Annotated in this window: 14 protein-coding genes; 7 read left to right on the top strand and 7 right to left on the bottom strand. The window is 54.7% G+C overall.

Going from position 1 to position 18399, the window contains the following annotated elements; all coding sequences use genetic code 11:
• Nucleotides 1-1380: a UDP-N-acetylmuramate:L-alanyl-gamma-D-glutamyl-meso-diaminopimelate ligase gene (gene mpl, locus ACMV5H_RS14535; RefSeq protein WP_414822024.1), complete on the bottom strand. Its 1380-nt coding sequence runs from the start codon at nucleotides 1378-1380 to the stop codon at nucleotides 1-3.
• A 170-nt stretch (nucleotides 1381-1550) separates the two neighbouring features.
• On the opposite strand from mpl, the gene fbp reads away from it, so the two are divergent.
• Nucleotides 1551-2555, top strand: coding sequence for a class 1 fructose-bisphosphatase (fbp, locus tag ACMV5H_RS14530; protein ID WP_021179030.1), 1005 nt, complete (start codon nucleotides 1551-1553; stop codon nucleotides 2553-2555).
• Nucleotides 2556-2590: 35 nt separating this feature from the next.
• Here fbp and ACMV5H_RS14525 read toward each other — a convergent pair whose 3' ends face one another.
• Nucleotides 2591-4144, bottom strand: coding sequence for a methyl-accepting chemotaxis protein (locus ACMV5H_RS14525; RefSeq protein ID WP_059199539.1), 1554 nt, complete (start codon nucleotides 4142-4144; stop codon nucleotides 2591-2593).
• 258 nt (nucleotides 4145-4402) lie between these two features.
• Between ACMV5H_RS14525 and ppa the strand changes: the two genes are divergently transcribed.
• The gene (ppa, locus tag ACMV5H_RS14520) at nucleotides 4403-4930 is read left to right on the top strand and encodes an inorganic diphosphatase (RefSeq protein ID WP_021179028.1); all 528 of its coding nucleotides are present in this window, start codon (nucleotides 4403-4405) and stop codon (nucleotides 4928-4930) included.
• A 50-nt stretch (nucleotides 4931-4980) separates the two neighbouring features.
• Here ppa and ACMV5H_RS14515 read toward each other — a convergent pair whose 3' ends face one another.
• Genes ACMV5H_RS14515 through tamA form a run of 3 tightly spaced genes read right to left on the bottom strand, consistent with a single transcriptional unit; the run spans nucleotide 4981 to nucleotide 10891 of the window.
• The gene (locus ACMV5H_RS14515) at nucleotides 4981-5331 is read right to left on the bottom strand and encodes a gamma-glutamylcyclotransferase (protein ID WP_024483355.1); all 351 of its coding nucleotides are present in this window, start codon (nucleotides 5329-5331) and stop codon (nucleotides 4981-4983) included.
• A gap of 2 nt (nucleotides 5332-5333) precedes the next feature.
• Nucleotides 5334-9158, bottom strand: coding sequence for an autotransporter assembly complex protein TamB (tamB, locus tag ACMV5H_RS14510; protein ID WP_414822023.1), 3825 nt, complete (start codon nucleotides 9156-9158; stop codon nucleotides 5334-5336).
• The gene (gene tamA, locus ACMV5H_RS14505; protein WP_414822022.1) at nucleotides 9155-10891 is read right to left on the bottom strand and encodes an autotransporter assembly complex protein TamA; all 1737 of its coding nucleotides are present in this window, start codon (nucleotides 10889-10891) and stop codon (nucleotides 9155-9157) included. The genes tamB and tamA overlap by 4 nt, the downstream gene beginning before the upstream one ends.
• Before the next feature lie 284 nt (nucleotides 10892-11175).
• Here tamA and msrA point away from each other — a divergent pair, with 284 nt between their 5' ends.
• Both msrA and ACMV5H_RS14495 read left to right on the top strand, forming a co-directional pair.
• Nucleotides 11176-11814 carry a peptide-methionine (S)-S-oxide reductase MsrA gene (gene msrA / locus ACMV5H_RS14500; RefSeq protein ID WP_094981894.1) on the top strand — a complete coding sequence of 213 codons (639 nt, stop codon included), beginning with the start codon at nucleotides 11176-11178 and terminating at the stop codon, nucleotides 11812-11814.
• A 175-nt stretch (nucleotides 11815-11989) separates the two neighbouring features.
• Nucleotides 11990-13321, top strand: a complete 1332-nt coding sequence (locus ACMV5H_RS14495) for a hemolysin family protein (RefSeq protein WP_115159467.1) — start codon at nucleotides 11990-11992, stop codon at nucleotides 13319-13321.
• 65 nt (nucleotides 13322-13386) lie between these two features.
• Here the strand turns inward: ACMV5H_RS14495 and ACMV5H_RS14490 are convergent, their stop codons facing one another.
• Nucleotides 13387-13593, bottom strand: coding sequence for a DUF1107 domain-containing protein (locus ACMV5H_RS14490; protein WP_021179022.1), 207 nt, complete (start codon nucleotides 13591-13593; stop codon nucleotides 13387-13389).
• Between the two features lie 330 nt (nucleotides 13594-13923).
• Between ACMV5H_RS14490 and ACMV5H_RS14485 the strand changes: the two genes are divergently transcribed.
• Nucleotides 13924-14475 carry a YtfJ family protein gene (locus tag ACMV5H_RS14485; RefSeq protein ID WP_223500777.1) on the top strand — a complete coding sequence of 184 codons (552 nt, stop codon included), beginning with the start codon at nucleotides 13924-13926 and terminating at the stop codon, nucleotides 14473-14475.
• Between the two features lie 41 nt (nucleotides 14476-14516).
• Here ACMV5H_RS14485 and cysQ read toward each other — a convergent pair whose 3' ends face one another.
• A complete protein-coding gene (cysQ, locus tag ACMV5H_RS14480) occupies nucleotides 14517-15257 on the bottom strand; it encodes a 3'(2'),5'-bisphosphate nucleotidase CysQ (RefSeq protein WP_414822021.1) in 741 nt (246 codons plus the stop codon).
• 254 nt (nucleotides 15258-15511) lie between these two features.
• Between cysQ and ACMV5H_RS14475 the strand changes: the two genes are divergently transcribed.
• Nucleotides 15512-17464: a bifunctional 2',3'-cyclic-nucleotide 2'-phosphodiesterase/3'-nucleotidase gene (locus ACMV5H_RS14475; RefSeq protein ID WP_115159466.1), complete on the top strand. Its 1953-nt coding sequence runs from the start codon at nucleotides 15512-15514 to the stop codon at nucleotides 17462-17464.
• A 120-nt stretch (nucleotides 17465-17584) separates the two neighbouring features.
• Nucleotides 17585-18250, top strand: coding sequence for an iron-sulfur cluster repair protein YtfE (ytfE, locus tag ACMV5H_RS14470; protein WP_115159465.1), 666 nt, complete (start codon nucleotides 17585-17587; stop codon nucleotides 18248-18250).
• Nucleotides 18251-18399: the final 149 nt, after the last annotated feature.

Raw genomic sequence — 18399 nt, 5'->3', positions numbered from 1 at the left:
TCAGTAGGTTTCTTTCGGTTCGGCCTTGTTAGCCAGCCCTGCCAGCAGTTTGTCATGAATGCCGCCAAACCCGCCGTTGCTCATCACCAGAATATGGTCACCCGGCTGCGCGGTTTTCACAATCATCTCCACCAACGTATCCAGATCGGCACTCCAGTGCGCGGGCTGAACGCAAGCTTCGGCAACTTCCGCTACCTGCCACGGGATGTGGTGAGGCTGGAACAGGAACACTTCGTCGGCACGGCCCAGTGAGGGGGCCAGATCGTTTTTGCTGATCCCCATTTTCATGGTGTTTGAGCGCGGCTCGAGCACGGCCAGGATGCGTGCGGTGCCGCCCACTTTGCCACGCAGCGCCGCCAAGGTAGCCAGAATGGCGGTGGGATGATGGGCAAAGTCGTCATACACCGTGACACCATTGGCTTCACCACGCAATTCCAGACGGCGGCGGGCATTGATAAAGTCACCCAGCGTACGGCAGGCATCGGCTGGCTGTACGCCAACATGGCGGGTAGCGGCGATCGCCATCAGGCCGTTATGCATGTTGTGTTCGCCCACCAGTGCCCAGTTAACCTCGCCCACCTTCTCGCCGTTGAGGAACACTTCGTAATGGCTGGCATCCGTCGTCAGTTTGTGTGCACGCCACGCGCCCCCTTCCCCAACCCATTCCTGTTCGCTCCAGCATCCCATTGCCATCACCTGTTTCAGATGAGTGTCGTTTTCCGGCAGGATAATCTTGCCTTGGCCCGGCACCAGGCGCACCAGGTGGTGGAACTGTTTCTGGATGGCTTTCAGATCGTCAAAAATATCGGCGTGATCGAACTCGAGGTTGTTCATGATCAACGTGCGCGGGCAGTAATGAACGAACTTGGAACGTTTGTCGAAGAAGGCACAGTCATACTCATCGGCTTCGATGACAAAGAACGGGCTGCCGCCAAGACGGGCCGAGACATCAAAATTGCCCGGTACGCCGCCGATCACAAAGCCCGGCTGATAGCCGCAGGCTTCCAGGATCCAGGTCGCCATCCCGGCGGTGGTGGTTTTACCGTGTGTTCCCGCTACCGCCAGCACCCAGCGATCGCGCAGGACATAATCATGCAGCCACTGAGGGCCAGACATGTAAGGAATGCTCTGTTCCAGCACCGCTTCTACGCAAGGATTACCACGGCTCATGGCATTGCCGATAATTACCAGATCAGGAGCCGGATCCAACTGGGCAGGATCGTAACCCTGGATCAGATCGATCCCCTGCTTTTCCAGTAAGGTACTCATCGGAGGATAGACGTTGGCATCTGAACCGGTCACCTCATGCCCCAGTGAACGAGCCAACATGGCTAGCCCACCCATAAAGGTGCCGCAGATCCCAAGAATATGTATGCGCATTAGGTTTCTCATTTTAGTGCATCGATTTACTGCCTATTCTAGCGCTCAGAATCGCTCAGAAGAAATGGATTTGCCTATGAATCGCAAGTTGCTTTGGGCTACACTGCTGACGAAAACGTTGGCGGTATGTTAACAAGCCGCTATCCATCCGTAGATTCAGGGATTGTGTCATGAAAACGTTAGGCGAATTTATCGTCGAGAAACAACACGACTTCTCTCACGCCACCGGTGAGCTGACCTCATTACTTTCTGCCATCAAACTGGGTGCCAAGATCATTCACCGTGATATCAACAAGGCGGGTTTAGTTGATATCTTGGGGACTAATGGCATTTCCAACGTTCAGGGCGAAGTTCAGATGAAGCTGGACCTGTTCGCGAACGAAAAGCTGAAAGCAGCTTTGAAGGCTCGTGGTGAAGTTGCAGGCATCGCTTCGGAAGAAGAAGACGAGATCGTGATTTTCGACGGCGAGCGAGCTGAGAATGGCAAGTATGTGGTGCTAATGGATCCTTTGGACGGCTCGTCCAACATTGATGTGAACGTCTCGGTCGGGACGATCTTCTCTATCTATCGCCGCATCACCCCGATTGGCACGCCAGTCACCGAAGAAGATTTCCTGCAGCCTGGCCATGCCCAGGTAGCGGCCGGTTATGTGGTTTATGGCTCCTCCACCATGCTGGTATACACCACCGGTTATGGCGTACATGCCTTCACCTACGATCCGTCTCTGGGGGTGTTCTGCCTCTCCCACGAGAAAGTGCGCTTCCCGGAAAAAGCCAATATGTATTCCATCAACGAAGGTAACTACATCAAGTTCCCGCTCGGAGTGAAGAAATACATCAAATACTGCCAAGAGCAGGATGAAGCCACCCAGCGCCCTTATACCTCACGCTATATCGGTTCACTGGTTGCCGATTTCCACCGTAACCTGCTCAAAGGCGGCATCTATATCTACCCAAGCACCGCCAGCCACCCACAGGGCAAGCTGCGTCTGCTGTATGAATGCAACCCGATGGCGTTCCTGGCTGAACAGGCCGGGGGGAAAGCCAGCGATGGCAAAAACCGCATTCTGGATATCGTGCCGCAACAACTGCACCAGCGTGCGCCATTCTTCGTCGGAACCAAATCGATGGTAGAAGACGCCGAACGCTTTATTGCTGAGTTCCCGGACCAGTAACGAGTTAAAAGGGGGCGGCATGCCGCCCCTTCACATCACAGTTTGAACACAGCCATACTCTGTGCCAATAGCTGCGCCTGCTCTTCCAAAGAGCGCGTTGCCGCCGCAGACTCTTCCACCAGCGCCGCATTCTGCTGTGCCACCTGATCCATTTGCACTACCGCCAGGTTAACCTGCTCGATACCACTGCTTTGTTCGCGAGTGGCCGCCGAGATTTCACGCATCAGCGCCGTGACGCGCCCCACTTCCCCGGTTATTCCGTTCATGGTCTTCGCCGCCGTAGCCGCCATCTGTTCACCTTCCCGCACGCGGTGTTGTGAAACCTCGATCAGCCCTTTGATCTCTTTGGCCGATTGCGCACTGCGTTGGGCCAGGCTGCGTACCTCACCGGCCACCACGGCAAAACCACGGCCTTGCTCACCGGCGCGTGCTGCCTCTACCGCCGCGTTGAGCGCCAGGATATTGGTCTGGAAGGAGATACCATCCATCACGCTGATGATGTCGGCGATGCGTCGTGAGCTGTCGGTAATGGCCTGCATCTTGCTCATCACCTGGCTGACCACGTCACTGCCCTGTTCGGCAATATCGGAGACGCTCAGTGCCAACTGGTTGGCCTGTTCGCAGTTTTCAGCATTCATTTTCACCGTAGAGGTCAACTGCTCCATACTGGCGGCGGTTTGCTCCAGCGAAGCGGCCGATTCCTCCGTACGCTGCGCCAGATGAACGTTACCCGCAGCCAACTCGCGGGAGCCGGTATCGATCTGGCTGCTGGCATCGCGGACTTTACTGACCGACATCACCAGCGATTGCTGCATACGCTGCATGGCGTGCACCAAGCGCCCCATTTCGGTATCACCTTCACCGCTAATTTCGTGGGTCAGATCCCCTGCGGCGATATGTTCCAATTGGACGATCGACTCATCTAACGGGCGCAGCAAGATCACACGCATAGCAAACCAGGCCAGCACCGCCAGTAACACGCTGAGCAGCCCAGCCGCAACGATCAGGATAATCTTGGTGCTGGCATTTCTTTCTGCCTCATGCGCATGCTGCTGGCCAATCTCCATGGCAAACGCGCGGAACTCACTGAGGTCGGCTTCAAAAGCAATGCTCAGCTTAGAGATATGATTTTCTTGAATGGCGTAATAGTCATCCAACTTCCCCGCCTTTATCGCCGCCGCCATGGGCGCAATGCCTTGTTCCAGATAGGCGCGATAGCTCGCCTGCATGCGCATTGAGAATTGACGACCCCGTTCGGTCACCGTGCCCACGTCGACAAAGCGCGCCATTTCCTTTTTCGACTGTTCCAGATAGCCATAAATGCGCCCCACCGAGGCGTCAGCAACCTCAATCTGACCAATCTCGCGCTGGCGTACTGCAAGCGAGGCAGCCGTTCTGGCCCGTAGCGCCAGGTTGGAGCTGTTGGCCAACGAACCCAGCTCTTCCCCCAGGATCTGGTTCAGAGTCTGTAGCGAACGTGTTCCGTCGTTAATGGCTTTAACCCCGATGATGCTGACAACAATCAACAGCAACGTCATCAGGCTCAACAGGGCAATCAGCCCGGCCTTAACGGTGATCTTTTTTAACATGAGTGTTTCCCGGCTTTAGAAAAAAGTAGCTTCAGATGTAGAGGAGGCAAGAAGGCAGGGCCAGCTAGCGGCTGGACCGTTATTATTTGAGGAAGTTATCGGCAGCCGGGGAGTAAACTTCAATCAATAGAGGATTAATCTGGAAAAGTTGCTGTTACAGACCAGTCAGCATCTCAATGATGAAAAGGGCGGGAAATCACAAAAGACTCCGCTATAATAGCCGCCACTCCATTTCTGGTTTGATTAAAGGAAACCGACATGAGCTTGAACCTGGTCCCTGCTGGCAAAGACCTGCCAGAAGACATCTACGTAGTTATCGAAATCCCGGCTAACGCCGATCCAATCAAATACGAAATCGACAAGGAAACCGGCTCGCTGTTCGTTGACCGTTTCATGTCCACAGCGATGTTCTACCCGTGCAACTACGGTTACATCAACCACACTCTGTCACTGGACGGTGACCCGGTAGACGTGCTGGTGCCAACCCCATACCCACTGCAACCAGGCTCAGTGATCCGCTGCCGCCCAGTTGGCGTGCTGAAAATGACCGACGAAGCCGGTGAAGACGCAAAACTGATTGCCGTACCGCACAGCAAACTGACCAAAGAGTACGATCACATCAAAGATGTGAACGACCTGCCAGAACTGCTGAAAGCGCAGATCAGCCACTTCTTTGAACACTACAAAGATCTGGAAAAAGGCAAATGGGTGAAAGTGGAAGGTTGGGCAGACGCTGCCGCAGCCAAAGCTGAGATCGTTGCCTCTTTCGAGCGCGCCAAGAAGTAATTCTCGCCCGAACTGATAAAAAAACACCGCCCAGATGAGCGGTGTTTTTTTTACTGCTTTTCGTCAAGACGCTTCAGCCAGTCACCGCTTTCAATCCGCGGGAAACCGTCCACACTGTGTCTATACAGGTAGATCCACGCACTGCCATAAGGCGTGCGGATCAGCTCGCGCTTGTAGTCTTTGGTATTGCTTTTCAACTCGTCCAGCTCGGCCAGAATCGATGAGTTAATACGATACACTTCGCAGTGTACCGTGCCCTCTCCAGGGATCGCCGCCGGGTAGTGCCCCAGATTATAAAGCTGGTAGCCTTCTAACTCATGTTCACCCAACCATTGGGCGTTGGTCATCCAATGGCTGTTTCCCTGTTTGCGTCGTAAACTGCCGTAGACAATGATTCGCATAGCTAAAACTCAAACTGATAGAGCACATCCAGTGCCTGGTCGAGACCAGACACCGCTTCCAGATACAACCTAGGCATCAGGCGGTATCGCAACGTCAGCGTGGCCAATGAGTCGAAGATCCCCACCCCATATTTTACTTGTAAGCCAGGGAGGACATAGCCGCTCACCACTACCTGAGAGCTGTCGCCAACTCCCTCGGTATCAAGGGCCAGATTACTTACGCCAAACGCCTCGCCGATTTTACCCACAAGTTGACCACTTTGTGCAACCCCCATACCAATTAACATTGAGGTCATGGCGTTGCCATCGGCACCGCCAGCCCCTAATCCCTGGCCGCGCAGCAGGTAAGACAGCGCTTCTTGCTGAGACTTGGCCGGATCGGAGAACACTTCCAGCCTTGGTGCATCGGCCATGCCGGTCACGCGAACACCTGCGACCACGTCATCTTCCGTCGCATCCGGATTACGGATCGCTTCGATATTCAGCAACGGTTGATCCGGTGGCCCAGAGAAGATCAGTTGGCCTTTGCGCACGAGCAGATCCTGGCCATAAGCATGGAAACGCCCCGATGGAATATTAATCTGGCCATGCACCCCCAGACCATTCTGGTCCTGTGCCACACGCAGATCGCCACGCAGTCTGGCTTTCAGGCCGAACGCATCCAGACGCACGTCGTTACCCACGCGGATCGTCAGATTGCTGTTGATTGGGATCCCTGCCGTCGCCGGTTGGATCGGCTTGAGCTGGTTATTCAACATCACTTCATCAGGAGAAACACCGACAGCGCTTTCCGGTAGCTCTTGCACCGTGATACGAGCCCAAGGGATATCTACGCTACCGTTGAGTGAGAACAGCTGCGGCGTGGCTTCAAACACCACATCCGGTGAAACATCAATACGGACCATTGGCGGCAGGGTCACCCGCAACCGATCGCCCTTGGCTGCAATACGTGCACGCCAGGCATTGATATCCCGCCAGTCGGCATCCCCAGACAGATTGAGCTGCCCATGCGTGGTCGCCAGCAATCCTTCCAGGGTCGAAGTCATCCCGTTGAAGTTCAGCGCCAGGCGGCCTTCGGTCATATCAAACGGCATCCAGTGGCCAACGATCGCCACCTTATCCAACGCCAGACGGCCAAATACCAGCGGGTTCTGCGCGTTGCCGCCTAATTGCAGGTTGGCATTCAACATCCCCGCGGCTTTCTCGCCCTGCGTCAGTATTGGGTTAAGCAGCGCCAGCGACACATTGGTGATATTGACGTTGCCGCTGATGGTACGACGTACCTGCGGATCGGCGATCTGAACGTTACCGTTAAACTGGCCGTTATTGGTCAGCTTGATCAGCCAGTCTGCCTGTGCCCGTCCATTGTTCAGGCCCGCATTGAGGTTTAGCGTGTCAAAGGCGATCGGCAATGCGGCACCCTGCACCTGCTGCACCACTTTCACCCCCTTGCCCACCAGGGAAACCTTCGCCTGTGGCAATGCGCCACCCGGTTGCCAACTCACGTCAGCTCGGCCAGTAAAGACCCCGTTCATGGCGGTATCCGGCCCCAGGAACGGTTTGATCATTGCCAGGTCAAAGCGGTTGAGTACTACGCTAGCCTGGCCGCTGGCCCCTGCCTCGATGGTTCTAGGTACGCACAGCTCGGCATTCGGGTTCACCCAGCAATGCGGTCCTACGCTGATCTTCTGTTGCGTATTCAGGTAATCCAACGCGATGGCACGGCTCAGACGCCATTCACCCACCGGTGTATCAAAACGAGTGTTGTTCAGGTTGCCTCGCCAGCGCTGTTGCTGACGATCAAAGCTACCCTCCAGGGCCAATTGCCCGGAAACCGGCTTACCGTCGATATTCACTTGCAGCCGATGTTGGCGCTCGCTGCCTCTGGCATCCAACGTCAACAGATTGACCTGCAGCGCATCCTGTTTGAGCTGTTCAACCCGTACCGCCAGTTGCCCCTGGATCTGATCGCTGGAACGGACATCGCCGTTGACCTTCACCCGATTGATGTGCAGCGCCTGCCATTGCAAGCCCGTCGCGGTCAGATCTGCCAACAGCTGCGGTGCCTGCAAATTCCCACGCAGCTTCAACTGCCCGCGGACATTGCCTGCAAGCCCCGGTAAAGCACCGTCGAGATGCGCTGCATCAACATTGGCATCCAGCACCCAGCTTTTCTCATCCAACTGGTCTTTAACGTTGAGCGTATTGCGCCCTAACGCCAGATCGATACCCGGGATCGTCCACTGCCCGGCCGCATTGCCACGCAAAGAGCCCCGCGCTGATACCTTGTTTTGTTTCACATTGCCGTCGAGCTGCAACACCGGCACCTGTAATTGCCAACTGCCGCCGTGCAGGCTGCCACGGGTGGTGATTTTCCCTTCCAAGCGCGCTGGCCATTCCGGCCATTGCTTGGCGGTATTAATGCCCGACAGCGTCAGCTGTGACGTCCAGCTGATCGCTTTGCTCCAGTCCACCAGCGCCGTCAGATCGGTATTCCCCTCCAGCGCAACCAACCGCAGGCGCTCGAGTCTGAACTGTTCAAGATTACCTTTACCATCCAGCTGTAGCACTGCCGGTGGCAGATCCTGGCCTTTGAAATTAGCGCGGGTAGAAAGCGCATAATCAGCGGCCTCGCCGTTAAAGCGCAGGCGGAAATCATTAACCTGATACTGTGCCTCGCCGGTCAGCGGCCATTTCAGCTGTTTGCTTTGCAGCGTCAGCGCCAAGGGTAAACCCGCCTCTGCCAACTGGGTTTGCACATCCAGTTGCGCACCAACGGGGCCCGACAGGTTAAGCGCGACTTTCAGCTCTTCACGCAGCCCACCAGACACATTCAGCTTCACCTTCTCACCTTTCAGCGGATCGATATTCAGCGTGCTGTTGGCCACCATTTCCACCGGCCAATTGCCGGTCAGCGTTGCCTGCCCTTTGGCGAAAAGCATGCCCTGCGGCGATCTCACGTCAAAGCGACCCAGCTGAATATGCTGATCTTTGGTGCTGGCCTGCAGCTGCAAGCGGGTGATCGACACCTCAGTGTCCCCGGTCAGATGTAGCTGCTCACCGTTGATTTCCTCAACGGTAATATCCAACGGCAGGCGAATTTCTGGCAGGTCCGGCAGCAGCGGTTTGGCAAACAGCGCTTTCAGGGTTTCGCCCAACGGTTTCTCTTCCGCTGGCGGTGGTACCAATGCTGGCGCAACCGTCGTTTTCTCTGCAACCTTGTCCGCCACTTTCTCCGCTGCGGGCTGCAGCGCTTCCGGTAAAGGATTCACCGGCGTTTTTGGCAGCGCGATCAGCAAAGCGCGCACCGTAGTTGGCATCAACGTCAATGCACGTTCCTGCCACTGTGCGCCAGTGCTGAATTCCCCCAGCGAGATCGCCGTATCGTCCACGGTAACCTTGACGTTATTCAACGCCAGCTTGCGCAGGGTAATAGGATAAGGCGTGCGGAGATCGCCGATCGGCTCGTTGCTTTCCTCAACTGGCGCAGAAGGCGTCATTTCGGCGGTTTTCACCACCACATCAACATCCTGTGCGGTCAGCGCATTGACGCACAATGAACTGCGTTTCAAACAGGAGAGATCGAGTGAGAGATGGAACTGCCCGGCGTTAACGGCCACACCCGGCATCTGATACTTCACGCCTTTCAGGGTCAGATCGCGCCAGCCACCGCTGACCGCCGCAATTTCCAACCCGGGTACCCAGCGGGCGGCCCCGTTGATCACCATATGCAAGCCGGTCGTGGTGCCAAGCAGAAACGCCAACGTGCCTATCAGCAGTAACAGCAGGATCAAAAATCCCAGACAAATCTTTTTTATCAGGCTCATAGTTCAGGCCCCAAACCGATATAAAACTGTAGGCCGTGGGTCTCTTTATCCCCAACCGGCGCGGCGATATCCAGTTTCACCGGCCCTACCGGCGATTGCCAGCGCACGCCAACGCCCGCACCGGTCTTGAAATTGCTGTCTGAGAATTTATTGACCGCCTGCCCGGAATCCACAAACATCGCCCCCCACCAGCGGCCAGTGACGTTATATTGGTACTCCAGCGACCCCGTCACCATTTTAGAGGCACCGGTCAGCTTGCCATCATCGCCACGCGGGGAAATGCCCTGGAATTTATAACCACGGATACTGCGATCGCCACCGGCGAAGAAGCGCAAATCCGGCGGCACCTTGTCAAAATCGTTGGTTTCGATCCAGCCAACCTGACCACGGATCACAAAGCGGTTTTTCTCCCCCAAGCTACGGATCCAGACGTTTTGTGCCTGCAATAGCGCAAAGTCCACCCCGGAGCCCCAGGTAGTGTCCGACACGTCGATGGAATAACGCTGGCTGTCGCCCCACACGGGCATCAGGCCTCCCCGTGAACGAGTTCGATTCACGGTCACCCCAGGATAAAGCAGCATGGTGGTATTGGTGACGGAACCCTGGGTAAAGTGGTCCAGACGCCAACTGAGGTTCACCGCATGCTGCCAGCCGCTGGAGAGATCCCAGTTACGCGAAGCCACGACCTTGGTACTGTCAGATTGAGTGTCGTTCAGATCGGTACGTTTGAAACCGCCCTGTAACAGGTAATACTGTTCTAGTGGGTTGCGAAGCAATGGGATTCTATAGGTCAGATCCAGCTGCTGCTGCGGCTGAGAGATACTGGCGGCGGTTACCAGGCTGTGGCCGCGATCGTTCAGCCAGGGTTTTCTCCAGGTTCCTAGCACACGTGGACCAATGTCGGTAGAAAAACCACCGCCTAGCTCCACGATATTGCTGCTACGCGGCGTCAACACCGCATCTAGCGGCAGGATCTTGCTCTCTTTGGAGTCGGTAAAGTCTGGGGACACCACCACAGAGTTGAACCAGTTGGTGGCGGATAAACGGCGGTTCAGCTCGGCAAGATCGTTCGAACTGTAATAATCACCCTGATGGAAGGGAAGCAGATTTTGCAAATAGTCCTCGCGGATTTGCGAGCCCTTGAAAATCACTTTGCCGAAGTGATAACGCTCACCACTGTCGAAATCAATGTCCCAAAATGCCTTATGCAACTCTTCCGCCACGCCAAGCTGGCTCTTGAGCATTTGAGCGTCAAAATAGCCTTTACGCAGTGCAAGGTTGGTCAGCGAACTTTTAAAACTGTCGAACTGACCATGGTTGAGGATCTCACCTATCGTTGGCCGATCGGTTCTGACTAGATTCAGGTAATCTTCGTCGGTTCTGGCCCCGCCTTGCAGTTGGATATCCACACCTGCAATACGCACCGGCTCACCCGGATCGACCTTGGCGATCAATACCGGCCGCGAAAGCTTCGGGTTATCATCAAAGGTGAATTCAATCGTAGGCTGATAATAGCCCAACGGCCGCAGCCCCAGGCGGATGGCAGCGTCCACCCGAGCGCGAAAACGCCCCTCGGCATTGACCTCTTCCGGCGTGATCGCTGAAAGGCGCACACGAACGTTGCGCTCCAAATCCCCACTCAGGCCGTCAACCTGCAGCCGCACATTCGCCGCTAACACCGACGGCATAACGAATAGCGCACATAACACGCAAAGGACACGATATCGTGGCACTGGTGCTCCTTAATTGATTTTTCTGTCCTGTCAGTACCTTTGCTCTGGTGCTGGGGCAGCGCTATCAGACTGCCCCCCTTACCTTTAGATCCCGGACGTTGCCCATACGGCATCAACCGTTACCGAAAACAAGACGCATTCTTAGCTTTTGGCGCTCAAAATACTGCGTTAAGCTGATACATAAACCTTAGATAGGGCTTATTGTGGGCAAAGAAGCGGCCAGTTACAACTGACACGCGTTCCTATTAGGCTAATTCTTATTATGGCAACAGGAGTCAAACGTGGTGCAATCTTTTGATAAGTCTCAAAACATCGATAAGGCGAGTGCGCTTCCTGGCCGTACTACGCCGATGCCCGTCGCTACGCTTAACGAGGTGACCGGCCATTCCATGACCTTCGTGCCCGAGGGGATGGCAACGGCCATCTTTGGCATGGGCTGTTTTTGGGGCGTTGAACGCCTGTTTTGGCAGCAGCCGGGGATTTATAGCACTGCCGCAGGCTATAGCGGTGGCTATACGCCAAATCCAACCTATCGCGAGGTGTGCAGCGGCCAGACTGGTCATGCCGAAGTGGTACGCGTAGTGTTTGACCCGCAGGTCATCAGCTACCGCAAGCTGTTACAGGTATTCTGGGAAAACCACGATCCTGCACAGGGCATGCGTCAGGGCGGAGATATCGGCACCCAATACCGCTCTGCTATTTACTATCTGGATGCAGAGCAACAGGCCGAAGCGGAGCAAAGCCTGCAAGCTTTCCAGCAGGCAATGGATAAAGCGGGCGATCAGCGCACCATCACCACCGAAATCGCACCGGCACTGCCTTTCTACTATGCAGAAGATGATCACCAGCAATACCTGCATAAGAATCCGGGCGGCTATTGTGGCCTGGGCGGCATTGGGGTGTGTCTGCCTCCACAGGGTTAAGCTGTTAATTTTTAACCACTGGCGGCCCTCACGGGGCAACTGCTATACTGTGTTGGGCCGCGTTTGCGGCCCGCTTTTGTGGGCACGTGATATAACGGCCCTTGGATCCACCTTTTTTTACGGTATTACCCCTCCGAAAGATCGCCGACATCCCGTCGGTACGAATGGATAGACTATGTTAAACAGTATTTTACTGATTCTTTTTCTGATCGCAGTGAGTGCGTTTTTCTCGCTTTCAGAAATCTCTCTGGCCGCGTCACGCAAGATCAAACTCAAACTGATGGCTGACGAAGGCAACATCAATGCCGCCAGAGTCCTTAAGCTGCAGGAAACCCCGGGTATTTTCTTTACCGTGGTGCAAATCGGCCTCAACGCCGTGGCCATCCTCGGCGGTATCGTCGGCGATGCAGCCTTCTCCCCCAGTTTCAAATTGATTTTCGACCGTTTCCTGTCACCCGAAATTTCCGAGCAGGTAAGCTTTATGTGCTCGTTCGTGATGGTGACCAGCATGTTCATCCTGTTCGCGGATTTAACCCCGAAGCGCATCGGTATGATTGCACCAGAGACGGTTGCCGTCCGGATCATCAACCCGATGCGTTTCTCGATCATGCTGTTCCGCCCGCTGGTCTGGTTCTTCAACGGCATGGCCAACCTGATTTTCCGCATGTTCAAGCTGCCGATGATGCGTAAAGACGACATCACCTCCGAAGATATTTACGCGGTGGTGGAAGCTGGCGCGCTAGCCGGGGTACTGCGCAAACAGGAACATGAGCTGATTGAAAACGTTTTCGAGTTGGAATCGCGCACCGTGCCCTCGTCGATGACGTCCCGCGAAAGCGTGATTTACTTCGACCTGCGGGAAAGTGAAGACAGTATTAAAGAAAAGATCTCCACTCATCCGCATTCCAAGTTCCTGGTGTGCGACGGTCATATCGATCAGGTCGTTGGCTATGTTGACTCCAAAGACCTGCTGAACCGCGTTTTGGGCAACCAGAGCCTGGTACTGAGCAGCGGCGTGCAGATCCGCTCGGCGCTGATCGTGCCAGATACCTTGACCCTGTCAGAAGCGCTGGAAAGCTTTAAAACCGCCGGTGAAGACTTTGCGGTGATCCTCAATGAATATGCTTTGGTGGTCGGGATTATTACGCTGAACGATGTGATGACCACGCTGATGGGTGACCTGGTAGGCCAAGGTCAGGAAGAGCAGATCGTGACGCGTGATGAGAACTCGTGGCTGATTGAAGGCGGGACGCCAATCGAAGACGTGATGCGTGTACTGCATATCGATGAGTTCCCACAGGCTGGCAACTATGAAACCATCGGCGGTTTCATGATGTACATGCTGCGCAAAATCCCGAAACGTACCGACTTTGTGAAATATGCCGGCTACAAGTTTGAAGTGGTCGATATCGACAGCTACAAAATTGATCAGCTATTGGTAACAAGGCTGGTCGACAAACCGATCACGGTGCTACCAAAAGCACCGGACGAATCACCTCAGGCATAAACATTAGCGGCCCCTTCGGGGGCCGCAATTATTTTTACTTTGCAGGGTACTCCATAATTCGCGCTTTATCCCATCTCTGCCTGTAGTAACAACACCTGCCGGTTGACCTCTGACATCACGTTGAAGTGGCGCTTGTCACGAACCTTCGGCAACAGGATTTTCCCCTTGTCGAATTCGAACGCCCCCACATCCTTGATGTACAGCCGCCCCCGGAACAGGGTTTTTACATACGTAGCCACTTTCAGTGGGTTATAACGCTGGAAGATTCTCATAGTTGTTACTCTCCTCCCGTTGGATCCATGCGCTCAGCGAGCGGCCAAAGTGGCCACCTCGACATTCGGAGCGCAACTTGATTGCTTTCTAGTAGACTGAGTAAAGACCATTTTGTTCAACTCCGCCTGGATTTCTATCCTGGATTTACACTTACTGACAGAATTGTGTATACCTATTTATAACCTTTGCAGTATATCCATTCAAAAACCGCGTGATTGCCCCCAGAAGGAAAAACTGCGATCCGGTTAACAGGACAGACCTCGGATGAGCACCTATGCTTTAATCACCTTGAGTCATATTGAGACTTATTTCCCTCTGCAGGAGAACGCATGAAAAATTGCATGCTGATAATATCGCTGCTGTTGGCCCCGATGTTGGCCTCTGCTCACAACCTTCAACTCCACCAACGCGTGGCACCGATCGGCGTCAGCGATAAAGGCGAGTTGGACTATGTTGATAATAAGTTTAGCTACAAAGGTTGGAATAGCGCGCAGCTCGGTGGAAAAGTGCGAGTGGTGCAGCATATTGCTGGCCGCACTTCGGCCAAAGAACTCAACGATCCGCTGATTGAAGCCATCAAGACCGCCAAGCTACCGCACGATCGTTACCAAACGACGACCATCGTCAATACCGACGATGCCATCATCGGTACCGCCATCTTTGTGCGTAACAGTATTGAAGACAGCAAGAAAGAGTTCCCTTGGTCGCAGTTTATTGTCGACAGTAATGGCAACGTCAAAAAAGCTTGGGACCTGCAACCAAAAGGCTCGGCAATTGTGGTGCTCGATAAAGAAGGCAACATCCAGTTTGCCAAAGATGGCGCACTGACGCCGCAAGAGGTGCAGCAGGTGATGGAGATGCTGCACCAGTTGCTGAAATAGCGCTTAAACGGCGTCCCGCACGGCAATGAGCGGGGCGCGGCCTAAAACAGAGAAACCCTAAAGCCAGGGTTCAGGAAAGACTCACGCGGGGTATATAACAGCGGCTTGCCCTGCCAATCGTGGATCTGAGCCCCGGCCGCTACCGCTACCGCGTGCCCTGCCGCCGTATCCCAGATATTGGTTGGCCCAAACCGTGGGTAAAGCTGCGCCCGCCCTTCCGCCACCAGGCAAAACTTCAGTGATGAGCCTACCGAGATGGTTTGGTGTTCGCCCAACTGTTGCAGGTAATCCTGTAACTCCTCATCGCTATGAGAGCGGCTGACCACCACCAACGGTAGCTCGGCATTACTCACGCTAATCTCACGACGCCGGCCCCCTTCTTCCTTCCAGGCCTTGCCGCGTTCGGCCAGATACAGCACGTCCATCGCCGGGGCATAGACCACGCCCATTACCGCCTCACCCTCTTCGATCAACGCGATATTGACCGTGAACTCACCGTTACGGTTTAAAAACTCTTTGGTACCGTCCAGCGGGTCGACCAGCCAGTAACGCGTCCAGTTGCGGCGGATTTCCCAGGCGGGAGGGTCTTCCTCTGACAGCAGTGGGATCTCCGGCGTCAGTGCCGCCAGACCCCGTTTGATGATATGGTGTGCGGCCAAATCGGCGGCGGTCACCGGTGAATCATCTTTTTTCTGTGCCACATCAAGCGATTGTTCACCATGATATACCGCCATGATCGCCGTACCCGCCTCGCGGGACAGCTGGCAAATCTGCTCCAACATAGTGCACCTCAGACATTCAGTTGCGTGGGACATTTCCCCTTTCTATAGCTTGCAGCCTAGTTTTTTTTGGGCGGAATATCCATCTCAACTCGCTAAGCTGTGGTATTTATTCAAGTCTTCTCCGTCACAACTTTGCATAACGATAGGTTATATTCGGCCAGTTTATGCCAGACTTCACAGTTTGCTGAGAGAGGTAGTGGTAATTACATACCCCCTTGAGATGCCCCTCGAAGAATAATCCAATGGAGATAACCATGATCAAGCGCCCTTTGGGACTATCTGCCCTGGCCCTGCTGGTCTGCGCCTCAACGCAGGCAGCCACGGTTGACCTGCGCGTGCTGGAAACCAGCGACCTGCACGGCAATATGATGGACTTCGACTATTACAAGGATAAGCCCACCGATAAATTCGGCCTGGTGCGTACCGCCAGCCTGATCCAACACGCTCGCCAGCAGGTGACCAACAGCGTACTGGTCGATAACGGTGACATCATCCAGGGCAGCCCAATGGCTGACTATATGGCTGCCAAGGGCTTGAAACCCGGCGACATGCACCCGGTCTACAAGGCGATGAATACCCTGGATTATGTGGTGGGCAATATCGGTAATCACGAGTTCAACTACGGGCTCGACTATCTGAAGAATGCCCTGGCGGGGGCCAAATTCCCCTACGTCAACGCCAACGTTATTGATGCCACCACGCAAAAACCGTTGTTCACTCCCTACATTATTGTCGATACCCCGGTAAAAGACCGTGATGGCAAAGCTCATACTTTACGTATCGGCTATATCGGCTTTGTGCCGCCGCAGATCCTGGTGTGGGACAAAGCCAATCTACAGGGGAAAGTAACCGTAAACGACATCACCGAAACCGCCAAACGCTACGTACCGGAAATGCGCAAACAAGGGGCCGACCTAGTCGTCGCGATCCCCCACTCTGGCCTTTCCAGCGACCCCTATAAGGCCATGGCTGAAAACTCGGTGTACTACCTCAGCCAGGTTCCAGGCATCGACGCCATCATGTTCGGCCATGCGCACGCGGTGTTCCCCAGCAAGGACTTCGCCAATATCAAAGGCGCGGATATCGATAAAGGCCTGCTGAACGGGGTGCCTGCGGTGATGCCCGGCCAATGGGGAGATCATCTCGGCATTGTGGATCTGCAGTTGAATAACGATGGGGGAAATTGGAAGGTTACCGCAGCGAAGGCGCAGGCCAGACCGGTTTATGACAAAGAGAACAAGCGTTCGTTGGCAGTGGAAGATCCCGCGCTGGTCAAGGTGTTAGAGGAAGATCATAACGGAACGCGTGAGTTCGTCAGCAAGCCTATCGGCAAGTCTGACGGCAATATGTACAGCTATCTGGCCCTGATCCAGGACGATCCTACCGTGCAGATCGTCAACAATGCGCAAAGAGCCTACGTTGAGCGCTATATTCAAGGCGATCCGGATCTGGCCGATCTGCCGGTATTGGCCGCTGCTGCACCGTTCAAAGTGGGTGGCCGCAAGAACGATCCCGCCAGCTTTGTCGAGGTGGAAAAAGGCCAGCTCACCTTCCGCAATGCCGCCGATCTCTATCTCTATCCCAATACCTTGGTGGTGGTCAAAGCCAGCGGCAAGGAAGTGAAAGAGTGGCTGGAATGCTCCGCCGGGCAGTTCAACCAAATTGACGTTAACAGCAGCAAACCGCAGGGGCTGATCAATTGGGACGGTTTCCGCACCTATAATTTCGACGTGATCGACGGCGTCAATTATCAGATCGACGTCAGCCAACCGGCACGTTACGACGGGGAGTGTACGCTGATCAATGACCAGGCGGAGCGTATCAAGCAGCTGACCTTCAAGGGCAAGCCGATCGATCCTGACGCCCAGTTCCTGGTGGCGACCAACAACTACCGCGCCTACGGCGGCAAGTTTGCCGGAACGGGCGATAAGCATATTGCCTTTGCTTCACCGGATGAGAACCGCGCGGTATTGGCGGCCTACATCAGCGAAGAAACCCAGAAGCACGGCGCGGTGCATCCACAGGCGGACAATAACTGGCGTTTGGCCAGCTTCCACAGCCCACAGCCGTTGGATATCCGCTTTGAGACCTCCCCTAGCGAGAAGGCTGCCGCGTTTATTAAAGATAACGCCCAGTATCCTATGAAATCGGCAGGTAACGACGGCATCGGCTTTGAGCTGTATAAGATCGACCTACAAGCCAAATAATTGAGCGTGAGGCGCGTTACGGCGCGCCTTTTCTCCTCTACCCCTTTTTAACCATGGCGCACCCTTTAAATTGCATTTAAAATACATGTTATAGATTTCTTCCTTTAAAGGGGCATCATCATGGATTACCGTAACCAATCCCTTGGCGCACTCGCCATTGCAATCCCACGTGCCAGCAAGCTGTTCCGCGACTACGATCTGGACTTCTGCTGCGGGGGTAAACAAACCCTGGAGCGCGCTGCCAGCCGCAAAGAACTGGATCTGGATAAGTTGGAAAGTGAGCTAGCCGCGCTGGCGGCAGACCCCGTGGATACCCGCGATTGGCGTCTGGCTCCGCTGGCTGAGATCATCGATTACATCCTGCCACGCTTCCACCAGCGCCATCGTGAACAGCTGTCAGAACTGGTATTGATGGCGGAAAAGGTTGAACGCGTCCATGGCGACAAGCCCACCTGCCCACGCGGGCTGGCCAAGCAGCTAAACCTGATCCGGCTCGATCTGGAAAATCACATGATGAAGGAAGAACAGATCCTGTTTCCGCTGATTAAACAGGGCATGGGGCAACAGGCGGCAGGGCCGATTTCGGTGATGGAGCATGAACATGATGAGGCTGGCGAACAGTTGGAAGTGGTGAAATTCCTCACCAACAACGTCACACCACCGGAAAGGGCCTGCAATACCTGGCAGGCGCTGTACAACGGTATCAATACGTTTATCAGCGATCTGATGGAGCATATCCATCTGGAGAACAACCTGCTGTTCCCACGCGCACTGAGCGGCAAATAGCCCCCTCACCCGAACCCTCTCCCTGTACAGACCGGGGACATGGTAGACAGGTGTTCAAGGACATGGTGAACACTTTTTAACATCCTTTACCCATGATGATCGACCTATTTCTCAGGTCGATCATCCCCACTTTCGTGCTGTACCACCAT

It is taken from the genome of Serratia sp. N21D137 (assembly GCF_047530005.1).
GTDB lineage: Bacteria > Pseudomonadota > Gammaproteobacteria > Enterobacterales > Enterobacteriaceae > Chania > Chania fonticola_B.
This window is presented reverse-complemented; position numbering and strand designations above follow the sequence as displayed.